Origin of the sequence: Serratia sp. CY83965, from assembly GCF_052166375.1 — a bacterium.
Lineage (GTDB): Bacteria > Pseudomonadota > Gammaproteobacteria > Enterobacterales > Enterobacteriaceae > Serratia > Serratia marcescens.
The window spans coordinates 81,048-103,164 of the sequence record NZ_JBJNOV010000009.1 but is presented as its reverse complement, the minus strand read 5'-3'; the positions used below and the strand labels follow the sequence as shown (position 1 = coordinate 103,164).

Annotated in this window: 15 protein-coding genes; 5 read left to right on the top strand and 10 right to left on the bottom strand. The window is 60.8% G+C overall.

From position 1 onward, the window contains the following. The first annotated feature begins 48 nt into the window (after positions 1 to 48). Together ACJ8PL_RS17010 and ACJ8PL_RS17005 are read left to right on the top strand one after the other, a co-directional pair. Positions 49 to 720 (top strand): hypothetical protein, encoded by a 672-nt coding sequence (locus tag ACJ8PL_RS17010; RefSeq protein WP_060419616.1) that lies wholly within the window; start codon positions 49 to 51, stop codon positions 718 to 720. Continuing rightward, positions 717 to 1,832: a helix-turn-helix domain-containing protein gene (locus tag ACJ8PL_RS17005; RefSeq protein WP_240430055.1), complete on the top strand. Its 1,116-nt coding sequence runs from the start codon at positions 717 to 719 to the stop codon at positions 1,830 to 1,832. The genes ACJ8PL_RS17010 and ACJ8PL_RS17005 overlap by 4 nt, the downstream gene beginning before the upstream one ends. Before the next feature lie 341 nt (positions 1,833 to 2,173). On the opposite strand, the gene nrdG is transcribed toward ACJ8PL_RS17005, so the two are convergent. The 3 genes from nrdG to ACJ8PL_RS16990 all read right to left on the bottom strand — a co-directional run bounded on the left by nrdG (position 2,174) and on the right by ACJ8PL_RS16990 (position 6,104). Next, positions 2,174 to 2,638, bottom strand: a complete 465-nt coding sequence (gene nrdG, locus ACJ8PL_RS17000; protein ID WP_116404086.1) for an anaerobic ribonucleoside-triphosphate reductase-activating protein — start codon at positions 2,636 to 2,638, stop codon at positions 2,174 to 2,176. A 168-nt stretch (positions 2,639 to 2,806) separates the two neighbouring features. Beyond that, positions 2,807 to 4,945: an anaerobic ribonucleoside-triphosphate reductase gene (nrdD, locus tag ACJ8PL_RS16995; protein WP_049294746.1), complete on the bottom strand. Its 2,139-nt coding sequence runs from the start codon at positions 4,943 to 4,945 to the stop codon at positions 2,807 to 2,809. Positions 4,946 to 5,189: 244 nt separating this feature from the next. Continuing rightward, positions 5,190 to 6,104 (bottom strand): LysR family transcriptional regulator, encoded by a 915-nt coding sequence (locus ACJ8PL_RS16990; RefSeq protein ID WP_240293834.1) that lies wholly within the window; start codon positions 6,102 to 6,104, stop codon positions 5,190 to 5,192. A 105-nt stretch (positions 6,105 to 6,209) separates the two neighbouring features. On the opposite strand from ACJ8PL_RS16990, the gene ACJ8PL_RS16985 reads away from it, so the two are divergent. Then, complete coding sequence (locus ACJ8PL_RS16985; protein ID WP_079451141.1) at positions 6,210 to 6,734, top strand: NAD(P)H-dependent oxidoreductase; 525 nt, start codon at positions 6,210 to 6,212, stop codon at positions 6,732 to 6,734. Positions 6,735 to 6,762: 28 nt separating this feature from the next. Here ACJ8PL_RS16985 and treC read toward each other — a convergent pair whose 3' ends face one another. The 3 genes from treC to treR form a co-directional block, all read right to left on the bottom strand. Next, positions 6,763 to 8,427, bottom strand: a complete 1,665-nt coding sequence (gene treC / locus ACJ8PL_RS16980; protein ID WP_110146642.1) for an alpha,alpha-phosphotrehalase — start codon at positions 8,425 to 8,427, stop codon at positions 6,763 to 6,765. 197 nt (positions 8,428 to 8,624) lie between these two features. After that, positions 8,625 to 10,040, bottom strand: a complete 1,416-nt coding sequence (treB, locus tag ACJ8PL_RS16975) for a PTS trehalose transporter subunit IIBC (RefSeq protein WP_019453304.1) — start codon at positions 10,038 to 10,040, stop codon at positions 8,625 to 8,627. Between the two features lie 137 nt (positions 10,041 to 10,177). After that, positions 10,178 to 11,125, bottom strand: a complete 948-nt coding sequence (treR, locus tag ACJ8PL_RS16970) for a trehalose operon repressor TreR (protein ID WP_016929286.1) — start codon at positions 11,123 to 11,125, stop codon at positions 10,178 to 10,180. 424 nt (positions 11,126 to 11,549) lie between these two features. Here treR and mgtA point away from each other — a divergent pair, with 424 nt between their 5' ends. After that, on the top strand, positions 11,550 to 14,258 hold the full coding sequence (gene mgtA, locus ACJ8PL_RS16965; RefSeq protein WP_442531298.1) for a magnesium-translocating P-type ATPase: 2,709 nt from the start codon (positions 11,550 to 11,552) through the stop codon (positions 14,256 to 14,258). A 267-nt stretch (positions 14,259 to 14,525) separates the two neighbouring features. Further along, positions 14,526 to 16,916: a beta-N-acetylhexosaminidase gene (locus tag ACJ8PL_RS16960; RefSeq protein ID WP_282677098.1), complete on the top strand. Its 2,391-nt coding sequence runs from the start codon at positions 14,526 to 14,528 to the stop codon at positions 16,914 to 16,916. A 36-nt stretch (positions 16,917 to 16,952) separates the two neighbouring features. Here the strand turns inward: ACJ8PL_RS16960 and ACJ8PL_RS16955 are convergent, their stop codons facing one another. The 4 genes from ACJ8PL_RS16955 to pyrB all read right to left on the bottom strand — a co-directional run bounded on the left by ACJ8PL_RS16955 (position 16,953) and on the right by pyrB (position 22,032). Further along, positions 16,953 to 19,931 carry a non-ribosomal peptide synthetase gene (locus ACJ8PL_RS16955; protein WP_234213533.1) on the bottom strand — a complete coding sequence of 993 codons (2,979 nt, stop codon included), beginning with the start codon at positions 19,929 to 19,931 and terminating at the stop codon, positions 16,953 to 16,955. Between the two features lie 203 nt (positions 19,932 to 20,134). Continuing rightward, complete coding sequence (gene ridA, locus ACJ8PL_RS16950; protein WP_004933379.1) at positions 20,135 to 20,521, bottom strand: 2-iminobutanoate/2-iminopropanoate deaminase; 387 nt, start codon at positions 20,519 to 20,521, stop codon at positions 20,135 to 20,137. Between the two features lie 98 nt (positions 20,522 to 20,619). Next, positions 20,620 to 21,084 (bottom strand): aspartate carbamoyltransferase regulatory subunit, encoded by a 465-nt coding sequence (pyrI, locus tag ACJ8PL_RS16945; protein ID WP_004933377.1) that lies wholly within the window; start codon positions 21,082 to 21,084, stop codon positions 20,620 to 20,622. Between the two features lie 12 nt (positions 21,085 to 21,096). Next, complete coding sequence (gene pyrB / locus ACJ8PL_RS16940; protein ID WP_004933375.1) at positions 21,097 to 22,032, bottom strand: aspartate carbamoyltransferase; 936 nt, start codon at positions 22,030 to 22,032, stop codon at positions 21,097 to 21,099. Positions 22,033 to 22,117 lie beyond the last annotated feature (85 nt).

The following is a 22,117-nucleotide window of genomic DNA, read 5'->3' as shown; positions in this document are numbered from 1 at the left end:
ATAATAATTATGTTGAAATCATGAAGTGAACCTGACGGAGAGACCTTCATGACCATGCCTTATTGTATCCTGCATACTGAAGCTGATTCAGATGTTGTACTTAATGAACTGGGTTTTTCAGAAAACGATATTCACGCTGCTCTGACGTCTGCTTTGTACGAGCGTCGCAAATCTAGCAAGCTTCACCCCGCAGTGGATGCAGGGTTCCGTTTCTGGAGTGAGATGGTTGCCGCGACCCGTCGTGTACTGATTGGCAAGGGTAACGGCTGGTCTCCTGAAGTGGTCAAGCGAATGGAAATGGTCGCTAACTCAGCTAGGGGGGTTAATCTGATTATCACCTCGGGCGACAGACACACTGGACGTCCTGATGGATTACCGAAAACCAAAAATGCCAAGGGTGAGGCAACTCGCTCGATTGTTCACAACAATCCTGGCACAGTTGATATGTTCCAGACGGATACGTTGTATTCAGGCAAGTCTGAAATCACTCCGATAGACAGCACCCGTACTTATATCGTCCTGTATTATTATGATGCGGCTAACAAAGAGGTTCGCTGCGAGGTGTCTTATCCGGTAGGAATGGTAAATCAGGACGGATTTGCCCGCGTAAGCGCATGGAGTGAGCGTATTATTTTGAGTCCTCTGCCATTTGAAGGTGCGGATATTTTCCCTGATGAGGATTTCGATGATGACATATCAATTTCTGTTGAAAGCAAATGAGTAATCCTGTTGATGACGGTAAACGTCTTTTTAATCCGTCCCGAATCAAGTTGGCTCGGATTAGACGTAAGCTGACCCTGAAAGAACTGGCAGAGCAAATGGGGCTCTCCAGTCGTATAGTAATTGAGTACGAGAAAGACTATTGTCTGTATGAACCCACTCAGGAGACGATCCAAGCGTACGCTGGTGCTCTGAAATATCCAGAGTCCTTTTTCTTCGGGGATGACGTTGAAGCAATCGATCCACTGACGGTTTCATTCCGTTCTTTGCGCACGACAAAAGCCGCAGATCAGCATGCGGCAATTGGTGCCGGTGCGTTGGGAGTTATGCTGAGCGAGTATTTCAGCACCCGCTTCACTCTGCCTCAACCTGAATTACCTAATCTTCGTGGAAGTGAACCTGAGATCGCTGCTCAGGCGGTGCGCGAAGCTTGGGGAATTGGTAAGAAGAGCATCACCAACGTTGTTCATCTTCTGGAGAAGCACGGCGTTAAGGTCTTCTGGCTCTCGGAGGAAACGGCGAGTATCGATGCATTTTCGTTCTGGAAAGATGATGTCCCTTACATCTTCCTTAACACGCGTAAATCAGGTGAACGCAGCCGTTTTGATGCGGCACATGAGCTGGCCCACCTGGTACTTCACCGCCATGGTGATGTTAAAGGACAGGATGCTGAGCGTGAAGCGGATGCTTTTGCGTCAGCATTTCTGATGCCCCCGGAAAACGTAATGGCCGTTAAAATGGCGTTCCCGACATTCGACAAAATCATTCAGCTGAAATCGCTCTGGAAAGTCTCGGCGATGGCTCTGATTGTCAGAATGCGCAATCTGAATGTGCTGACGGAATGGCAGTATAACAGCCTGATGCGCGATGCAACGGCAAAGGGATATCGAACCGGTGAGCCGGGAGGAATTGAGCGTGAAAGGTCGCTCATTATTGAAAAAGTGATGGTCGCTCTGGCGAGTAACGGCATTCATCTGGCTCAACTGAGTGATGAGCTTAACGTGCCTCTCGATGAACTGAGCAGTCTGCTTTACGGTGTGGCGGCAATTAACGGGGGTAATAGCGGAGGAACCTCAACCTCACTATCAAGGGCCTCGCTCCGTCTGGTGTGAACAGGAAACTGCTCATGCCTTGAGCCGCTAGAGGGGGTCTTTAGCGGCTTATTATTGATGGTCAGCCGTCTTGCCGCTGACATGCTTCTGAATAGTAACCCTCATATTAATGTTCGCCTTATTCTTACTCATATACTAGGTATCGGCCAATGTAACTGAAATACCATGAGGGGCTCGGAAAAATGTAGTGGTATTTACCCGCAATACCCTGACCAGCCCCCATTGGTAGGTACAGAACGGTTTTAGCAACGTCTACTCTTGGCCAGACCCACCGGTCAGATTGTCTCCATACCGTAGTTGTAGCTAGGTCAACAGACGCTGAGACATGTGTTGTTGTCAGCTCAACGCAACCTATGCACCACTTGGTTACTGCTGCCGCGCCAGATCAGCGCCGGGTCTTTCAAATCCTGCACGAACTTGCCGTCGATCAGCACATTGATCCTGTCCACCACCTGCATTTGCTGCGCGTCCAGCTCCGCCAGCCGGTAGCCGGTCCACAGCCAGATATCCTTGCCGGGGCACTCGGCGCGCACTCGTTTCACCAGCTTCAAGATGCTCGGCACGTTGGCCGGATGCAGCGGATCGCCGCCGGAGAGCGACAGCCCCTGGCGCGGCACGCGCGCATCGTTCAGATCGGCGATGATGCGATCTTCCAGCGCCGGGGTAAACGGCTGGCCGGAGTTGAGTCGCCAGGTGCTTTTGTTGTAGCAACCGGGGCACTGGTGCACGCAGCCGGCGACAAACAGCGTGCAGCGGGTGCCGGGGCCGTTGACCACGTCGATCGGATAGTACTGGTGATAATTCATGTGAGGCCTGCCCATCAGGCTATTTTACTGGCCATTTTGCCTCCGGGCAGTGCTCCCAATCCTCACGTACTGCGTGTACGCTGCGGTTGGTGCGCGCAGGCCGAAGGCAAACTGACTGCGACAATCACGCCTGATGAACAGGCTTCTGCCTAGGTTGCACGGCGCTTTTCAGCCGAGCTGCCCATTACCGAGGTGTTTCACCCGGCGTTTCACCTCTTCCTGCTTGCCGGCGTTGAACGGCCGGGCATCGGGGCTGCCGAGATAGCCGCACACCCGGCGGGTGACCGAGACCTTGGCCGAGTCGTGGTTGCCGCATTTCGGGCAGGTGAAGCCTTTGCTGGTGCAGGAGAATTCACCGGTGAAGCCGCATTCGTAGCACTCGTCGATCGGTGTGTTGGTGCCGTAGTAAGGCACCCGGGTGTAGCTGTAGTCCCATACGTCTTCCAGCGCCTTCAGGTTGTGTTGCAGGTTCGGGTATTCGCCGTAGCAGATGAAGCCGCCGCTGGCTAACGGCGGGTAGGGCGCTTCGAAGTCCAGCTTGTCGTACGGATTGACCTTCTTCTCCACGTCGAGGTGGAAGCTGTTGGTGTAATAGCCCTTGTCGGTGACGCCCGGCACCACGCCGAAATCGGCGGTGTCCAGCCGGCAGAAGCGATCGCACAGGTTTTCGCTCGGCGTGCTGTAGAGGCTGAAGCCGTAGCCGGTCTCGTCTTTCCAGGCGTCGACGGCGGCGCGCAGCCGCGCGACGATCGCCACCGCTTTGGCGCGCAGCGCTTCGTCGTCATACACGTGGTTTTTGCCGCCGAACAGCGCGTTGATGGTCTCGTGCAGGCCGATGTAGCCCAGCGAAATCGAGGCGCGGCCGTTCTTGAAGATATCGGCGATGTTGTCGTCGGCCTTGAGCCGCACGCCGCAGGCGCCTTCCATGTACAGGATTGGCGCCACCCGCGCCTTGATGCCTTCCAGCCGGGCGATGCGCGTCATCAGGGCCTTTTTCGCCAGCTGCAGGCGCTGATCCAGCAGCGCCCAGAAGCGCGACTCATCGCCCATTGCCTCCAGCGCGATGCGCGGCAGGTTGAGGCTGATGACGCCGATGTTGTTGCGGCCGTCGTGCACCAGCTCGCCGTCCTGCTCGTAGGTGCCGAGGAAGCTGCGGCAGCCCATCGGCGTTTTGAACGAGCCGGTGACCTTCACCACCTGATCGTAGTTGAGGATGTCCGGGTACATGCGCTTGCTGGCGCACTCCAGCGCCAGCTGCTTGATGTCGTAGTTCGGATCGCCGTACTGGTGGTTGAGGCCGTCGCGGATGGCGAACACCAGCTTGGGGAACACGGCGGTCTTGCGGTTTTTGCCCAGCCCGGCGATGCGGTTTTTCAGGATTGAGCGTTGGATCAGGCGCGATTCCCAACTGGTGCCGAGGCCGAAGCCGAAGGTGACGAACGGCGTCTGGCCGTTGGCGGTGTGCAGGGTGTTGACCTCGTACTCCAGCGACTGGAAGGCGTCGTAACACTCTTTCTCGGTGCGCGCCATGGCATAGCCTTTGGCGTCCGGGATCTGCCATTCTTCCGCCACCTGCAGGTGTTTGCGGAAGCTCTCGTCGACGAACGGCGCCAGAATTTCATCGATGCGGTTGATGGTGGTGCCGCCATAAATATGGCTGGCGACCTGGGCGATGATCTGCGCGGTCACGGCGGTGGCGGTGGAGATCGACTTCGGCGGCTCAATCTCGGCGTTGCCCATCTTGAAGCCGTTGGTCAGCATGCCTTTCAGATCGATCAGCATGCAGTTGAACATCGGGAAGAACGGCGAGTAGTCGAGATCGTGGTAGTGAATTTCGCCGCGTTCATGGGCCAGCACCACGTCGCGCGGCAGGATGTGCTGCTTGGCGTAGTGTTTGGCGACGATGCCCGCCAGCAGGTCGCGCTGGGTGGGGATCACCTTGCTGTCCTTGTTGGCGTTTTCGTTCAGCAGCGCGCGGTTGCTTTGCTCGACCAGGCCGCGAATTTCCTGATTCAGGCGGCCGCGCAGCTCGCGCGCCACGTCGCGATCGTGGCGGTATTCGATATAGGCGCGCGCCAGCTGTTTGTATTCGCCGGCCATCAGCTGGTTTTCCACCGCCTGCTGGATCTCGTGGATATCGACGCGCGGCTGCTGCTCCATGCGCTGAGCGACCACGCGGGCGACGGTGGCGCAGTAGTCGGCGTCGACCACGCCCACCGCCAGCGCGGCGCGCTCGATGGCCTGCGCAATGCGCGCTTCGTCAAAAGGTACCTGGCAACCGTCCCGCTTAATCACTACTGGTTTCACGTTGTACTCCTTGTTCCCCGAGGGAGCGTTCATACCCGCCTGGCGTGGCGAGCAACCGTCAAATTTCGCTTATCCACAGGGCAAAGCCGCAGCGCGCAAGGGCTGTGGCGGCGTGTGGATGATTTTGTGGATAACTACTATATATAGGTGTTAGCAATTCTTAATGCACTATATATAGATATTGGCGCGATTCTTTTGATGTAGAACAAGGAAAACGGAAGAGCGTGCGCAAGCTGAACAGTCGTCAATCGCCCGCCGGCCGATCGCGAAAATGTTCCAGCAGAAAATCCACCCAGACGCGCACCCGCGGCGGCAGATCCGCCGAAGCGTAATAGAGCCACAGCTGCACCGGGCGCGGCCAGCATTCCGCCAGCACCGGCCGCAGCGTGCCCTGCTCGAAGTGTTTCTCGACGTACCAGTGCGCCAGGTTGACGATGCCCAGCCCGGCCAGCGCTGCATCCAGCAACATCTCCGGGCGGCTGACCACCAGGCGGCCGTTCAGATCCAGCGCCAGCGTTTCGCCTTTATGGCGCAACTGCCATTTGACGTGGCGGCCGTTGGCCGGGTTACGGTGCAGCAGGCAGTCGTGCCGCAGCAGATCGTGCGGCGTTTGCGGTTCACCGCGCCGCGCCAGATAGTCGGGTGACGCCGCCAGCACCATATGCATCGGGTAGAGCGGGCGGGCCACCAGCCGGCTGTCGGGATCGACCCGGCTGCCGATGCCGACGTCAAAACCTTCGCCCACCAGATTCACCACCCGCGCATCCAGTGACAGATCGAGATCGATCTGCGGGTAGCGCGCCAGAAATTGCGGGATCAACGGCATCAGCATCTGGCGGCCGAAGCCGGGGATCATCGTGACGCGCACCACGCCGGCAGGCGCCTGCCGTTCGCCGCCGGCGCTTTCCAGCGTCGCCGCCAATGCCTGCCACAGCGGCGCCACCTGCGCCAGCAGCGCTTTGCCCTCGTCGGTCAGCAGCACGTTGTGGGTGTTGCGCTGAAACAGCCGCAGCGCCAGCTTCTCTTCCAGCGCGCGGATGTTTTTGCTGACCGCCGCCGGCGTCACGCCCAGCTGGCGAGCGGCGGCGGAGAAATTTTGCGCCTGTGCGGCGGCGAGGAAGGCCGGCAGCAGGCGGTGCACGTCAAAGGGCAGCGACATAGTGGTTGATACTTTCGGTTGAAATTGAAGTGACCTTTAACAGCCTACACCCGAAGCGGCGGAAATGGAAAAATGCCCTCATCTTCTTATGACCGAGGAATCGTTATGTCACGCATTTTAGTGTTAACCGCCCACCGCACCCCCGACGAGTCACGCATTAATAAGGCGTTGATCGAGGCCGTACGCCCGCTGCCCAACGTGACCGTTCACGAACTGATCCGCGCGTACCCGGATTACCGCATCGACGTGGCGCGCGAGCAGGAACTGCTGCAGAGCCATGATGCGGTAGTGATGCTGTTCCCGTTTTATTGGTACAGCTCGCCGGCGATCCTCAGCGAATGGCAGGATGCGGTATTAACCTACGGTTTCGCCTACGGCAGCGCAGGCACCCAGCTGCACGGCAAGCCGCTGCAGCTGGTGGTGAGCACCGGCGGCGACGCGCAGGCTTATACGGCGCAAGGGTATAACCGTTATCCGGTGCAGGATCTGCTGTTGCCGTTCCACGCCATGGCCAACCTGACCGGCATGGATTATCTGCCGCCGCATTTGGTGCAGGGCGTGAGCGACATGAGCGATGAGCAGTTGGCGCAAGAGGCCGCCGGGGTGGCGGCGCTGCTGGGGAAATGGTAGGGCGCAGCGCTCGCCGCGCCCTGTGGGGTTAGTCTTCGAGCAGCCACCACACCGCTTCGAACGGCCGCAGCGTCAGCGCCTGCGGCTGATCCGCTGAGTCGCTGTAGTTGCTCATCAGCGGGCGCCACTGGGCGGAAGGCTCCACGCCCGCCGCCGCCCAGGCCTGCGGCTCGCGGCTCAGGTTGGCCGCCACCAGCAGGCGCTGGCCGTTCCAGCTGCGCTGATAGCACCACAGCGCCGGATGCTCCGGCGCCAGATCCTGATAGTCGCCGTGGGTCAGCAGCGGATACTGCTTGCGCAGGGTGATCAGCTGGCGGTAGGCGTAAAACACCGAGTCGAGGTCGGCCAGCGCCGCTTCGGCGTTGATCTGCGGGTAGTTCTCGGCGCAGCCGATCCACGGCGTGCCGGTGGTGAAACCGGCGTGCGGCGCGGCGCTCCACTGCATCGGCGTGCGGCCGTTGTCGCGCGATTTGTCGGCCAGGATCGCCAGCAGTTCGGCGTCGCCGCGGCCCTGAGCGCGCAGTTCAGCGTACATGTTCAGGCTTTCCACGTCGCGATACTGCTCGATGGCGCGGAAGCCGGGGTTGGTCATGCCGATCTCTTCACCCTGGTAGATATAAGGCGTGCCCTGCATGCCGTGCAGCACCATCGCCAGCATTTTGGCGGCCGGCGCCCGCAGTGCGCCTTCATCGCCGAAGCGCGACACGATGCGCGGCTGATCGTGGTTACACCAGAACAGCGCGTTCCAGGCGCGGTTATGCATTCCTTGCTGCCAGTGGCGGAAGATCTGCTTCAGCTCCACGTAATCCGGCGCCGCCCGCGTCCATTTTTCGCCGCCGGCGTAGTCCACCTTCAGGTGGTGGAAGTTGAAGGTCATCGACAGCTCTTCGCCGCTCTGCGCCGCGTACTGCTGGCAATGCTCAAGCGTGGTGGAGGACATCTCGCCCACCGTCATCAGGCCGCGCGGCTGAAACACCTCGCGGCTCATCTCCTGCAGGAACTCGTGGATGCGCGGGCCGTCGGTATAGAAGCGGCGGCCGTCGCCCTGGCTGTCGGACGGGAAGTCCTGCTGTTTGGACACCAGGTTGATCACGTCGAGGCGCAGACCGTCGACGCCTTTGTCCGCCCAGAACTGACACACTTTCTTCAGCTCTTCGCGCACCGGCGGGTGTTCCCAGTTGAGATCCGCCTGCTCGGTGGCGAACAGGTGCAGGTAGTACTGGCCGCTGTCGGCGTGCCATTGCCAGGCGTTGCCGCCGAACTTGGAGCGCCAGTTGTTCGGCGGCGTATCGCCTTCGCCGTCGCGCCAGACGTAGAACTGGCGATACGGGCTGTGGCGATCCTGCGCGGCCTTGAACCACGGGTGCTCGGTCGAGGTGTGGTTGAATACCATGTCCATCACGATGCGGATGCCGCGCTGGTGGGCGGCGGCGACCAACTGCTCGAAGTCCGCCATCGTGCCGTAAGCCGGATCGATGGCGCAGTAGTCCGCCACGTCATAGCCGTTGTCCACCTGCGGCGATACGTAGACCGGCGTCAGCCAGATGGCGTCGACGCCCAGCTCCTGCAGATAGTCCAGCCGCCGGGTCACGCCGGCCAAATCGCCGTAGCCGTTGCCGGTGCTGTCCTGAAAACTCTTCGGATAAATTTGGTAGATGACGCCGTTCTGCCACCAGGGGGTTGGGTTGCTCATAGCTGTATACCTTTGAATCGTGACAACGGGCCCGTACCCTTCATCTTTCAAACTGCAGCGTTGTTGGCTGCTGGCGCTGCACCCCAGTCACTTACTTGAGTAAGCTCCTGGGGACTTGCACCCTTGCCGCCTAGCTGCAGCTCGAAAGCTATAGGGTATTTCCAGCCTCTACATTCATGTTGCGTATTTTGCGTCAATTAAACCGGCAGCTCGCCGCGGGCGGCCTTGCGTTTGTAGACCATGATGGTCAGCACCAGCGGGATGACGATCGCCACCAGAATCGCCAGCGAGTAAATCAGCCAGAACTGCGGCTTGATAGACAGGATGCCCGGCAGGCCACCGACGCCGATGCCGTTGGCCATTACGCCGTCCAGGCCGCAGATCAGGCCCGCGATCGCGGAGCCGATCATCGCGCACAGCATCGGGAAGCGGTATTTGAGGTTGATGCCGTACATCGCCGGTTCGGTCACGCCGAGGTAGGCGGAGATCGCCGCCGGCACCGAAATTTCACGCTCGTTGGCCTTGCGGCTGATGATGATGATGCCGAGCACTGCCGAGGCCTGCGCGATGTTGGACAGCGCAATCAGCGGCCACACCGGGGTGCCGCCCATGCTCTGGATCATCTGCATGTCGATGGCCAGCGTGGTCTGGTGCACGCCGGTGATCACCAGCGGCGCATACAGGAAGCCGAACAGCGCGGCGCCCACCGGCGCGAAGCTGCCGGTCATCACCGCTTTCACCGCCCAGGCGACGCCGTCGCCGATCATGCGGCCGAACGGCCCGATCAGCGCGTGCGCCAGGAACACCGCCAGCAGCAGCGAAACCACCGGCACCACCACCAGATAGAGATAGTCGGGGACGATCTTTTTCAGCCGGGTTTCGATCCAGCCCAGCGCCATGCCCGCCAGGATCGACGGGATCACCTGCGCCTGATAACCCACTTTCTGGATCACGAACCAGCCGAAGTTCCACACTTCCGGCGTTTGCTGGCCGAGCAGGTAGGAGTTCATCAGCTGCGGCGACACCAGGGTGACGCCCAGCACGATGCCGAGCACCGGGGTGCCGCCCATCTTTTTCACCGTCGACCAACAGATGGCCACCGGCAGGAACATGAAGATCGCTTCACCGAGCAGCCACAGGAAGTCGTAAACGGTTTTCCACGCCGGGTGCATCTGCGCCAGCGTTTGGCCGCCGGACATCGGGATGTCGCCGATCACGTTGCGGAAGCCGAGGATCAGACCGCCGCTGATCAGCGCCGGCAGCAGCGGGAAGAAGATCTCGGCGAAGTGGGAGATGGTGCGCTCGGTCCAGGTCATGTTCTGGCGGGCGGCTACCTTGGCCTGCTCCTTGTCGGCCTCGTTGACGCCGGTGCTGGCGATCAGCGCCTGATAGTAGTCGCCGACGTCGGTGCCGATCACCACCTGGAACTGCCCGGCGTTGGTGAAGCAGCCTTTGACCATCGGCAGCTCTTCGATTTCTTTGGGGCTGGCCTTGCTGGGATCGTTGAGGACGAAACGCAGCCGGGTAATGCAATGGCTGACGGTGGCGATGTTCTCGCGGCCGCCGACCAAAACAATCAGGCGATCAATATCCTGCTGTTTTACTTTGCTCATTATGGGATACCTGCAGAGGTGTTGACTGAGTAATGATCAAAGCTTAGCCACTCGGCTTTTTGAATGAAATGGGAACGTTCCCGGTTTGGGGCGAGGATCACAAAATGACAAAAAATGGTCAACTTCTAATCAGGGAGTCAGGAAAGTTTGCTGGGCACCACCAGGCGGCGGATCCCCTGTTCGCCACTGAGCTGTGCCAACAGCTGCTGCGCCGCCAGCAGGCCGGCGCTGCCGTAGCCGAACTCGACCGACAGCGTGTCGGGGAACAGGAAGCTGAGCAGCGGGGTGTTGCCGATGGCGCATACCTGGATGGCGCGCGCCGGCTGTTGTTGCAGGTATTTGATCGCCCCCAGGGCGATGCTGTCGGAGGCGCAAATCAGCGCGCTGGTGTGCGCATCGATCACTTCGGCGGCGTGCTGGAAACCGCTCTGGTAGCTCAGCTCGCCCAGCGTGGCACGTGGCGTGAGCGTGAGGCGTTCACAGGCGTCGAGATAGGCCTGATAGCGGCGCTGGCCGGTGGTGGCGTCGCTGAGCTGCACCCCCAGATAGCCAATATGCCGATGCCCTTGTTGATACAGGCGATCCATCAACAGGTTCACCGCGCCGGCGTCGTCATAGCAGACGGACGAGAAGCCGTCGTATTCGCGCACCATCACCACCATTTTTTCCTGCCACGGCTTGAGCATCGCCGCGGTCAGGCCGGTGAAGCCAAACAGGATCACGCCGTCGACGTTGCGCTGATGCAGTACGTGCAGATGCTCCTGCACCAGACGAGTTTCGAACTGGCTCTCCATCACGATCGGATCGAAGCCCTGCTGGTACAGCAGCGGCAGCATGGTGCGCACCGCCTGGTTCTCCGACGGCGAATCGAGACGAGAAACGATGATGCCTACCACTTTGTCGCTCTGGCCGCGCATGGCGCGCGCCGACTTGGAGGGGGTAAACCCTTGCTGACGGATCACCGCTTCCACCCGTTCACGGGTTTGCGGGCTCACGCTGCCTTCATTGTTCAGCACGCGTGAGACGGTGGATTTGCCTACGCCGCTCAGGCGCGCGATGTCCTTGATGGTCAGCCGGTTTTGCATGGTTTACTTTTCGTTGAAGTGGACAGGCGTAACATAACGGCCTGTAAAACAATGCCCGTCAGCATAGCTCATTTTCCTACGGGGATCTTGATGCAAAACGGGATTGTTGCACTGCGCTGAACGGCCGCTCCTGCCGCTCTGTTTTCCCCTTTACCGGAGGTTATTCCCCATATGGACCCCGACCCGACTGCTTTAGACACTCACTCGGTTCTCCGGTAAAACCTCTCCGCCTGGCGCTGCTGTTTTACCGGTGAAGTACATCACGGTAACCGGTAGCGTGCGCGTCGTCGTTCGCTCCTGCTGCTGAAAAAAAGAATAAGGATCTGCGTTGGCAGAGGCTTTTTGGCGCACCCGCCATCCGCCCGGCCGATGACGATCCCCGTTTACCCGCTGCCGTGAGGCACCGGGCGACGAGGTGCGACCCATGAAATTGAAAAAACTCCCCCGTCAGCTGCTGGGCCTGTTCGCCCGCGGCCTCCCGCGCCGTTTGGTGCGTCGCGACAGCCTGCTGGACGGCGTCAGCGGCGCTGCGCGCGATATGCCGGCCGGCCTGGCGCAGCAGCGGCTGGAATGCGCCGCCGCAGAGACGATGCAACTGTTTGAGCGTTTTCACAGCCACCCGGAAGGCATCACCGCCCATGAGGCGGAACAGGTGCGCCAGCGCTGCGGCGAGAACGTCATCGACGATCAGCAGAAAGAGGCCTGGTGGCAACACCTCTGGCACTGCTACCGCAACCCGTTCAACCTGCTGCTGACCGCGCTCGGCATGATCTCTTACGCCACCGAGGATCTGACCGGCGCCTTGGTGATCGCGCTGATGGTGCTGATCTCCACGTTGCTGAACTTCATCCAGGAGGCGCGCTCCAACCGGGCGGCCGATGCGCTGAAGGCGATGGTGAGCAACACCGCCACGGTGATCCGCAGCGACGCGCACACCGGCAAGAGCGAACACGTGGAGCTGCCGATCGCACAGCTGGTGCCGGGCGACATCATCAAGCTGGCGGCCGGCGACATGATCCCGGCGGATCTGCGCGTGCTGTCGGCCAAGGATCTGTTCATCAGCCAGGCGGCGCTGACCGGCGAATCGCTGCCGGTGGAGAAATCCGCCGCGCCGCAGGCGCCGGCGGCCGATCCGCTCGACTGCCGGAATCTGTGCTTCATGGGCACCAACGTGGTCAGCGGCACCGCGCTGGCGATGGTGATCGGCACCGGCGGCGGCACCTATTTCGGCCAGCTGGCGCAGCGCGTCACCAGCCAGGATGAGCAGCCGAACGCCTTCCAGAGCGGCATCAGCAAGGTCAGTTGGCTGCTGATCCGCTTTATGCTGGTGATGACGCCGATCGTGCTGCTGATCAACGGCTACACCAAGGGCGACTGGTGGGAGGCGGCGCTGTTCGCGCTGTCGGTGGCGGTCGGGCTGACGCCGGAGATGCTGCCGATGATCGTCACCTCGACGCTGGCCAAAGGGGCGGTGAAGCTGTCGCGCCAGAAGGTGATCGTCAAACGGCTGGACGCCATCCAGAACTTCGGCGCCATGGATATTCTGTGCACCGACAAGACCGGCACCCTGACCCAGGACAAGATCGTGCTGGAGCGCCATACCGATGCGTTCGGCGCCGGCAGCGAGCGGGTGCTGCGCTACGCCTGGCTGAACAGCTTCTACCAGACCGGGCTGAAAAACCTGCTCGACGTGGCGGTGCTGAGCTGCGCGGAGCAGAACCGGCAGCCGGAGGCGCTGCAAAACTACCGTAAGGTGGATGAGATCCCGTTCGACTTCGTGCGCCGCCGCATGTCGGTGGTGGTGGCCAAAGACAACGAGTATCACGAGCTGGTGTGCAAGGGCGCGCTGGAAGAGATGCTGGCGATTTGCAGCCACGTGCGCCACGAAGACGAGGTGATCCCGCTGAGCGAGGCGCTGCTGGCGAGGATCCGCCGTATCACCGACGATCTCAACCAGCAGGGGCTGCGGGTGGTGGCAGTGGCCAACAAGATCCTGCCGGCGCAAACCCATGAATACGGCGTGGCGGACGAGTCGGATCTGATCCTCGAAGGCTACGTCGCCTTCCTCGATCCGCCGAAGGAAAGCACCGCACCGGCGCTGGCGGCGCTGAAACAGAACGGCGTCACGGTGAAGATCCTCACCGGCGACAACGAGCTGGTAGCCGCCAAAGTGTGCCGTGACGTCGGGCTCGAGGCCGATCATCTGCTGCGCGGCAGCGAGATCGAGCAGATGGACGACGAGCAGCTGGCGCAGGCGGCGGCGCGCACCACGGTGTTCGCCAAGCTGACGCCGCTGCACAAGGAGCGCATCGTCAAACTGCTGCGCCGCCAGGGGCACGTGGTGGGCTTTATGGGCGACGGCATCAATGACGCGCCGGCGCTGCGCGCGGCCGATATCGGCATCTCCGTCGATTCGGCGGTGGACATCGCCAAGGAAGCGGCGGACATCATCCTGCTGGAAAAAAGCCTGATGGTGCTGGAGCAGGGGGTGATCGAAGGGCGCCGCACCTTCGCCAACATGCTGAAATACATCAAGATGACCGCCAGCTCCAACTTCGGCAACGTGTTCAGCGTGCTGATCGCCAGCGCCTTCCTGCCGTTTCTGCCGATGCTGCCGCTGCACCTGTTGATTCAGAACCTGATGTACGACATCTCGCAGATCGCCATCCCGTTCGATAACGTCGACGACGATCAGATCACCCAGCCGCAGCGCTGGAACTCCGCCGATCTGGGGCGGTTTATGGTGTTCTTTGGGCCGATCAGTTCAATTTTCGACGTGCTGACCTTCAGCCTGATGTGGTGGGTATTCAAGGCCAATACGCCGGACATGCAGACGCTGTTCCAGTCCGGCTGGTTCGTGGAAGGGCTGCTGTCGCAGACGCTGATCGTGCACATGATCCGCACGCGCAAAATTCCGTTTATCCAGAGCCGCCCGTCCTGGCCGCTGTGCATCATGACGCTGGCGGTGATCGCCACCGGCATCGGCCTGGTGTTCTCACCGCTGGCCGGCTTCCTGCAGCTGCAGGCGCTGCCGCTCGGCTACTTCCCGTGGCTGGTGCTGATCCTCGCCGGTTACATGGTGCTGACCCAGTGCGTGAAAGGCTGGTTCGTGCGCCGCTACGGCTGGCAATAACCCGTTCTCCCCCTCCGGCCGGGAGGGGGCAACTGTGATCCCGTCCGCTTTTTCACCGCAACGGTTGGACATCTGTTCTGTGCTGAGTCTTTATCTACAGCGTTGGCTGTTTTCCCCTGCGCCTTTCAAGCCACCGCGTTGTTGGCTGTACGCCCGCCCCCCAGTTACTTAGCAGACCTAAGCGCCTGGGGATGCGGGCGCTTGCCGCCTAGCGGTGGTTTGAAATTCATTGGGGATATTTTGTTTTTTTCCTCTGAGGAATTTCCGATGCACAGACCTTTCCGTTATACGCTACTGGCTTCATCGTTATGGTTTTCTTGCGGCGCGCTGGCGCAGCCGGCGGGTGATTTGCCGCTGATGCCCTGGCCGCAGCAGGTGGAAGTGACGCAACCGGCGGGCAAGCTGGTTTTGGATCACCGTTTGTCCCTGACGCTGCAGGGTGACGACTTGGGCGACGCGCTGCCGCGCTGGCGGCAACGCATCGAACTGCAGACCGGCTGGACGCTGGCGCCGAGGGAAGAAGCAAACGGCGCGGCGATCAGGGTGGTGATCAAGGATCGGGTGGCGGCGCAGCCGCTGCCGGGCAGCGATGAGAGTTACCGGCTGGCGGTCACACCGCAGGGCGCCACGCTGACCGCCAACACCCGCTTCGGCGCGCTGCGCGGCATGGAGACCCTGCTGCAGCTGCTGCAGACCGACGGGCAAAACACTTTCCTGCCATTGGTGGATATTCGCGACGTGCCGCGTTTTCCGTGGCGCGGCGTGCTGCTGGATTCGGCGCGCCATTTCCTGCCGCTGCCGGACATTTTGCGCCAGCTTGACGGCATGGCGGCGGCCAAGCTCAACGTGTTCCACTGGCACCTGAGCGACGATCAGGGTTGGCGCTTCGCCTCCGAGCATTACCCTAAATTGCAGCAGCAGGCCAGCGACGGCCAGTTCTACACCCGTGAGCAAATGCAGCAGGTGGTGGCTTACGCCACGGCGCGCGGCATTCGCGTGGTGCCGGAGATCGACATGCCGGGGCACGCCTCCAGCATCGCGGTGGCCTATCCCGACCTGATGAGCGCGCCGGGGCCGTATCGCATGGAGCGCGAGTGGGGCGTGCATAAGCCGACGCTCGATCCAACCCGCGACGAGGTTTATCAGTTTGTCGATACGATCGTCGGCGAGCTGGCGGCGATCTTCCCCGATCCTTATCTGCACATCGGCGGCGACGAAGTGGACGCCAGCCAGTGGCGGGCGTCGCCGTTGATTCAGGCGTTTATGCAGCAGAACGGGCTGGCGGATACCCATGCGCTGCAGGCCTACTTCAACCAGAAGCTGGAAAAGATCCTCGAGAAGCACCAGCGGCAGATGGTCGGCTGGGACGAGATCTACCATCCGTCGCTGCCGCGTTCGATCGTCATTCAGTCCTGGCAGGGGCAAGACTCGCTGGGCGCCAGCGCGCAGGACGGCTATCAGGGCATCCTCTCCACCGGTTTCTACCTCGATCAGCCGCAAAGCACCGCCTATCACTATCGCAATGAAATTCTGCCGCAGCCGCTGGGGGTTGAGACGGCGGTACAACCCGGCGAGCAGGCGCAAAGCTGGCGTTTCAGCATGCCGCGCCTGAAGGGCAGCGCGGTGGAGGGCAGCTTCACGCTGATCGAGGGCAAGCAGGGCTGGCGCGGCTTTATCGATTTCAACGGCAAATCGCGCCGCGCGGTGCACGATATCGTCTGGCGCACGCCGCAGCAGGTGACGTTCCGCGTCGATACCTGGATGGGCGACACACGGCCGGTGTTTACGCTGCAACAGGACAAACTCAGCGGCTATACGTTGGTCGGCAACGTGCGTTACCCCACCCAGGGCGACAAACTGGCGGCGGCGCCGGCGGGCAAGATGCCGGTGGTGCCGGATGATAAGGGGCAGGCCAACATTCTCGGCGGGGAAGCGGCGCTGTGGGCGGAAAACGTGCGCGCGCCGCTGATCGATCTTAAGCTGTGGCCGCGCGCCTTTGCGGTGGCGGAGCGGCTGTGGTCGGCGCAGGACGTCACCGATGAGAACAATATGTACCGGCGGCTGGCGGCGATCGACGCCTGGTCGGTGGTGTCGGTCGGCCTGCAGCAGCACGCGGAAACGGCGCGCGAATTCACCCGGCTGAGCAACAGCGTGCAGATCGTGCCGCTGCAGATCTTGGCCGAGGCGGTGGAACCGGCGCACTATTACACCCGCCAGCACCTGAAGTTCCAGGCCGGCAACTATCACCAGTTCGAACCGCTGAACCGCTTCGCCGATGCGCTGCCGCCGGAGAGCGAGGCGGTGCGCGCCATGCATGCCCAGGTCGCGGCTTTGCTGAAGGATAAGCGCGATAAGGCGGCGGCGCAGGCGCTGCGCGAACGGCTGCAGCGCTGGCAGGCGAACGGCGCGGCATTGCAAACGGCGATCGCGGGCAACCGCGCGCTGCGGGAGCTGGCGCCGGTGGCGCAGGACGTGGATGCCCTGGCCGCATTGGGGTTAACGCTGCTGGATCGCCATCAGCAGGACAAACCGCTGAGCCGGGCCGAGGCCGAACGAGCGCAGCGCCGGCTGGATGCGGCGGCGCAGACGCGCGACGAAGTGGTGATTGCCGCGGTGTACCCGCTGGAAGCGCTGCTGCGGGGGCTTAAAACGGAGTGAGGGTGACGGGGCTCGGCCAGTTGAGCCCCGGTTTTGTTACGCCTGTAGCGACAGCGGCGCATACCCGATGGCGTGCTGCAGGTAATTCAGCAGCAGCTGGCGGGTGAAGCGCGGCTCATCGATACCGCTGCCCTGCAGGAAGCGTTGCAGGTTGCTGCAGTCCCACCGATAGGTGTCTTGATAGAGCTCCACCGTCGATAGCTCGTCCACCATAGGATCCTTGAACAGGCTGAGCAGCGGGTACAGCGGCGCGTCGCTGTCGTTTTCCCATTGTGCCCGCCACTGTGCGAAGGGCAAGGGACGAAAACGATAACCGAACTCGCGCTCCAGCAGGCTGAAAAACTCACGCAGCGTCAGATTATTGTCACCTTGATGGATCAGGTTGAATTTCTGCCCCAGCGCCTGCGGATTGCGAGAGACGTGGGCGATGGCCCGGGTCATGTAATCCACCGTGGTCAACCCTTCGCGCATATCCCGTAAATCCGGTACCGTGCCGCTGCTGATGCAGGTTTTCACCAGCCGTCCCCACCATTGATAATCGGCGTTGACGCCGGTACGGCTGTGGCAGGTGGCGTAGCCCAGGCGGAAGGTCATCAGCGGCAGGCCTTGCGCCGCCGCCAAATCGGCGATTTTCTCCATCACCCATTTGCTGCGCACGTAGCCGATATCGCGGCTGACCGCCGGCAGGTTTTGGTCGATATCGTCGCTTTCCCGCATCACCCGCTTGCCGGTGTGCAGATGCCCCCAGCTGTATACGGAGATGGTCGACAGCAGCATCAGCGGCTTGGTGCGGCTATGCGCCGCGAAGCGAATGATTTCCCGCAGGCCCTGCACGTTGTCGCGCTTCATGTAGGCGTAAGGCTGGATAAAATTCACCGCGCTGGCCGAATGGTAAATCAGATCGATATCTCGGCTTAACGCCCTGTAGGCCGCCGGCGTCAGCGAAAAGTCGTGTTCCGCTACGTTGCCAGGCACGATATGAATGCGCGCGTGCTGGCTGGCGTTCAGCGCGATCCGGTAGCGCTGCAGCACCGCCTCCAGCCGCTGTCTCGGCGGCAGTTTGGCGCCGTCGCGCACCAGACAGTACAGCTCGGCGTCGGTGGTGCGCAGCAGATCGGCCAACAGATGCGCGCCGACGAAGCCGGTGGCGCCGGTCAGCAAAATAGCGCGCGGCGCGCTGATTTGCCGCGGATCGAACGTCGGATCGATGACGAGATCCGACGGCAAATACACATCATCCTGTAAGGCACGCGCTTCGCCTTGCCGCTGTGTCGGTTGCCGGTCTCTGCGTTGTGCCAGTGCCTGCGCCAGGGCGCCCAGAGTGGGATATTCATAGATGTCGTGCACCGAAGTCTCGACGGCAAATGCCTCGGCCAGCGCCGTCATCAGCTTGGCCGCCAACAGCGAATGGCCGCCCAGCGAGAAAAAATCATCGTCGGTTGCGGGCTGTTCCACTTTCAGCAACGAACGCCAGAGATCGGCGACGATGCGCTGATCGGCGGTCAGCGGCTGCGCAACGCCGGCGCTGACCGGTTGGTAATGCGCCAACAGAGCCGCTTTGTCGATTTTGCCGTTGTTGTTCAGCGGCATGTGTTGCAGTAAACGATAATCGGCGGGCAGAAATGCGGTGGGCAGCGTTTCTTTTAGTTTCTGTCGGACGCGTGCGATCACGTTTTCGCCGTCACACTTCGCGATCAGAAACGCCACGATTTTCTTGCCCAGCGGATCATCTGCCATCGCCACGGCGGCCACCGCTTTACGGACGCCCGCAACCTGCAGCATGGCGTTTTCGATTTCGCCCAGTTCAATGCGATTGCCGCGGATTTTGACCTGATCGTCGATACGGCCCAGATATTGAATGCGGCCATCCGCCAGCCAACGAGCCCGATCGCCGCTGCGGTACAGGCGCAATCCGGCGAAGTGAGGCGGGGTGATGAAGCGCTCGGCGGTCAACGCCGGATTGTTCAGGTAGCCGCGGGCCAGACAGCGGCCGCTGATATACAGCTCGCCGGGGCGATCGCCGATCACGGGCTGCAGTCGGTCATCGAGGATGAAGATTTCGGTATCGCCGATGGGCCGCCCAATGCTGGCGGGCGGGTTTTGCGTGGCGCAAGCCACCCGGTTGCAGGTGGCGAATATGGTGGCTTCCGTCGGGCCGTAGTAATCGATCAATGAATAATCGATGCCGCGCAGATCGACCGGATGAAGTTTCTCCCCTGAGCTGAACAGATACCGCAGCGCCAGATTGGCCGGTTGCGGCGCGCCGACCACTTCGGCGACCAGTACGGCGGGCAGGCTGGCGTGGGTAATGCCCTGTTCGGCAAAGTAGGCCAGCAGGACTTCCGGCTGCAGGCGAGCGTCTTCCGGGGGCAGATACAATGTGCCGCCGCTGGTCAGAGGCGACCAGATCTCCCATTGCGCAACGTCGAAACTCAAGCCGGCGATCAGCGTAGAACGACTTTCGGCATCCATAGCGAATTGCTTGTTATGCCAGAGAATTAAATTCAGCAGCGACTGATGTTCTATCAGCACTCCTTTCGGTTTGCCGGTGGTACCTGAAGTGAAAATGAGATAAACGATGGCATCGGGAGACGGAGAAATTAACGTTATATTCTCCTGCGGAGAAATTGATATATTATCAATATAAATAATATCCTCGCTGAAGTTATTTTCCGAAAGCGCTATCGTCGCGTTGCTGGCGAGTATTAAAGGGGAACCGCTTTGCGTAACGATATCCTGTATTCTTTTTTCCGGGTAACGGGCGTCGATGGGAATATAGCCTGCGCCGGCTTTGACGATCGCCAACATACCGATCAGCATTTCCGGCGTGCGCAGCGTGACGAGCGGCACATAGCTGCCGGGCGCCACGCCCCGCCGTAGCAACAGCGCGCACAGTGCGCTGCTGGCTTCATCCAATTGACGGTAGGTCAGGCGTTTATTATCGCCGACGACGGCAAGTTTTTCCGGATAACGGGAAGCTTGTTGGATAAAATAATCCAATACGCTAGGTGCCATGGTTATCTCCTGTCATTATTCACGAAGTGAACGAAATGAAACAGCAATGACCCGGCCGGGTGAAAAACAATTATAGGCGTATTTTTATTAGGGAATTGTAAATGTGAACGATATTACGCTATCGCTATAAATTAATTGGGTTAAAAAATTATTATCAATAAAAACGGCCAGCCGAAGCTGACCGTGATTCGCGTGCGCGTCGATTAACGACGCACGGCGATGGCTTCGATTTCGATCTTCACGTCTTTCGGCAGACGCGCCACTTCTACGCAGGAGCGGGCCGGGAACGGCGCGCTGTGCTCGGTGAAGAAGGCTTCGTACGCGGCGTTGACGGTGGCGAAGTCGTTCAGGTCTTTCACGAACACGGTGGTTTTCACGATGTCGGCAACGATCAGGCCAGCGGCTTCGACGATCGCCTTGACGTTTTCCAGCGACTGGCGCGCCTGTGCGGCGACGTCGTCGGCGACGGCGCCGGTTTTCGGATCGACCGGGATCTGGCCGGAAGTGATGATCATGCTGCCCAGATCAACGCCCTGCACGTAAGGACCAATGGCTGCCGGGGCGAGTTCAGTGCTGATGTTACGTGACATGTTTTCTCCTGATAAACGAGGATTGTTCTATCCAGAAATCCCATTATAGGGCGTCACCGGGAGAATGACAGCGCCATCTCCCGGCGCCCATGCCGGGCTTAGTCGGCCTGCAACACCACCTGATGCTCGAACTCTTTTTCGCAGTAGCGGCATTTCAGGTGCACTTCGCCGCCGCGCGATTTGACGCTGAAGCTCGACGCCACCGGCTCGCTGCGGCTGATGCAGTTGCCGTTCGGGCAGGTCAGCACGCCGTCGATGTGGTCCGGCAGGCTGAGGGTCAGCTTGCGCACCACTTCATAGTTGTCGATGCGGTTTACCGTGGCCTTCGGCGCGTACATCGCCAGTTGGTTGGCCTGCTGCTCGGTCAGGAAGGTGTTCTCGATCTTGATCAGATCCTTGCGGCCCAGCTCGTTGGAGGGCAGGTTCAGGCCGATGGTGATGCGCTGGTCGGTGGCGGTCAGCTTGAACAGCGTCAGCAGTTTGAAACCGATCTGCGCCGGAATGTGGTCGATTACCGTGCCGCATTTGATCGCTTCGACCTGCAGTTTGTTGTCATGAGTCATGGCGGTTCCCCCTTAAAGAGCCAAATCTGCGTTGAGCACCAGCGCCAGCAGCGCCTGGCGGGCGAAGATGCCGTTGCCCGCCTGCTGGAAGTAGTAAGCGTGCGGCGTTTTATCCACGTCGGTGGCGATCTCGTCGATGCGCGGCAGCGGGTGCAGCACTTTGAGGTTGGCGCGCGCGCCGGCCAGATCCGCGGCGCGCAGCACGAACTGCGCCTTCACGTTGGCGTACTCGGACGGATCGAGGCGCTCTTTCTGCACCCGGGTCATGTAGAGAATATCCAGCTCCGGCACCACTTCTTCAATGCTGCCGTGCAGGCTGTACTCGATGCCTTTCTCTTCCAGCATTTTCAGGATGTAGGCCGGCATCGCCAGCGCGTCCGGGGCGATGAAGTAGAAGCGGTTGCCTTCGAACTTGGCCAGCGCCTGGGTGAGCGAGTGCACGGTGCGGCCGTACTTCAGGTCGCCGACCATGGCGATGCTGAGGTTGCTCAGGCGGCCCTGGGTTTCCTGGATGGTGAACAGATCCAGCAGGGTCTGGGTCGGGTGCTGGTTGGCGCCGTCGCCGGCGTTGAGCACCGGCACGTTGCCGGAGAACTCCGAGGCCATGCGCGCCGCGCCTTCCTGCGGATGGCGCATCACGATGGCGTCCACGTAGGTGCTGATCACCGAGATGGTGTCGGCCAGGGTTTCGCCTTTCTTGCCGAGCGAGGTGTTGCTGCCGTCGGCGAAACCGACCACCGAGGCGCCGAGGCGGTGCATCGAGGTTTCGAACGACAGGCGGGTACGGGTCGAGGCTTCGAAGAAGCAGCTGGCGATCACCTTGTGTTTCAACAGCTCCGGCTGCGGGTTGGCTTTCAGACCGGCGGCGGTGCGCAGCACCAGCTCCAGATCCTCGCGGCTGAGATCGTTAATAGAGATGATGTGTTTGTGATACAGCGGGTTGGCCATTTTTCACTCCTCCTCGACGCGTGCCCGTGGCGCGGGACTTTTTAAGGCAAAAAAAAGCCCCTCAATGAGGGGCTTGAAAAGATCG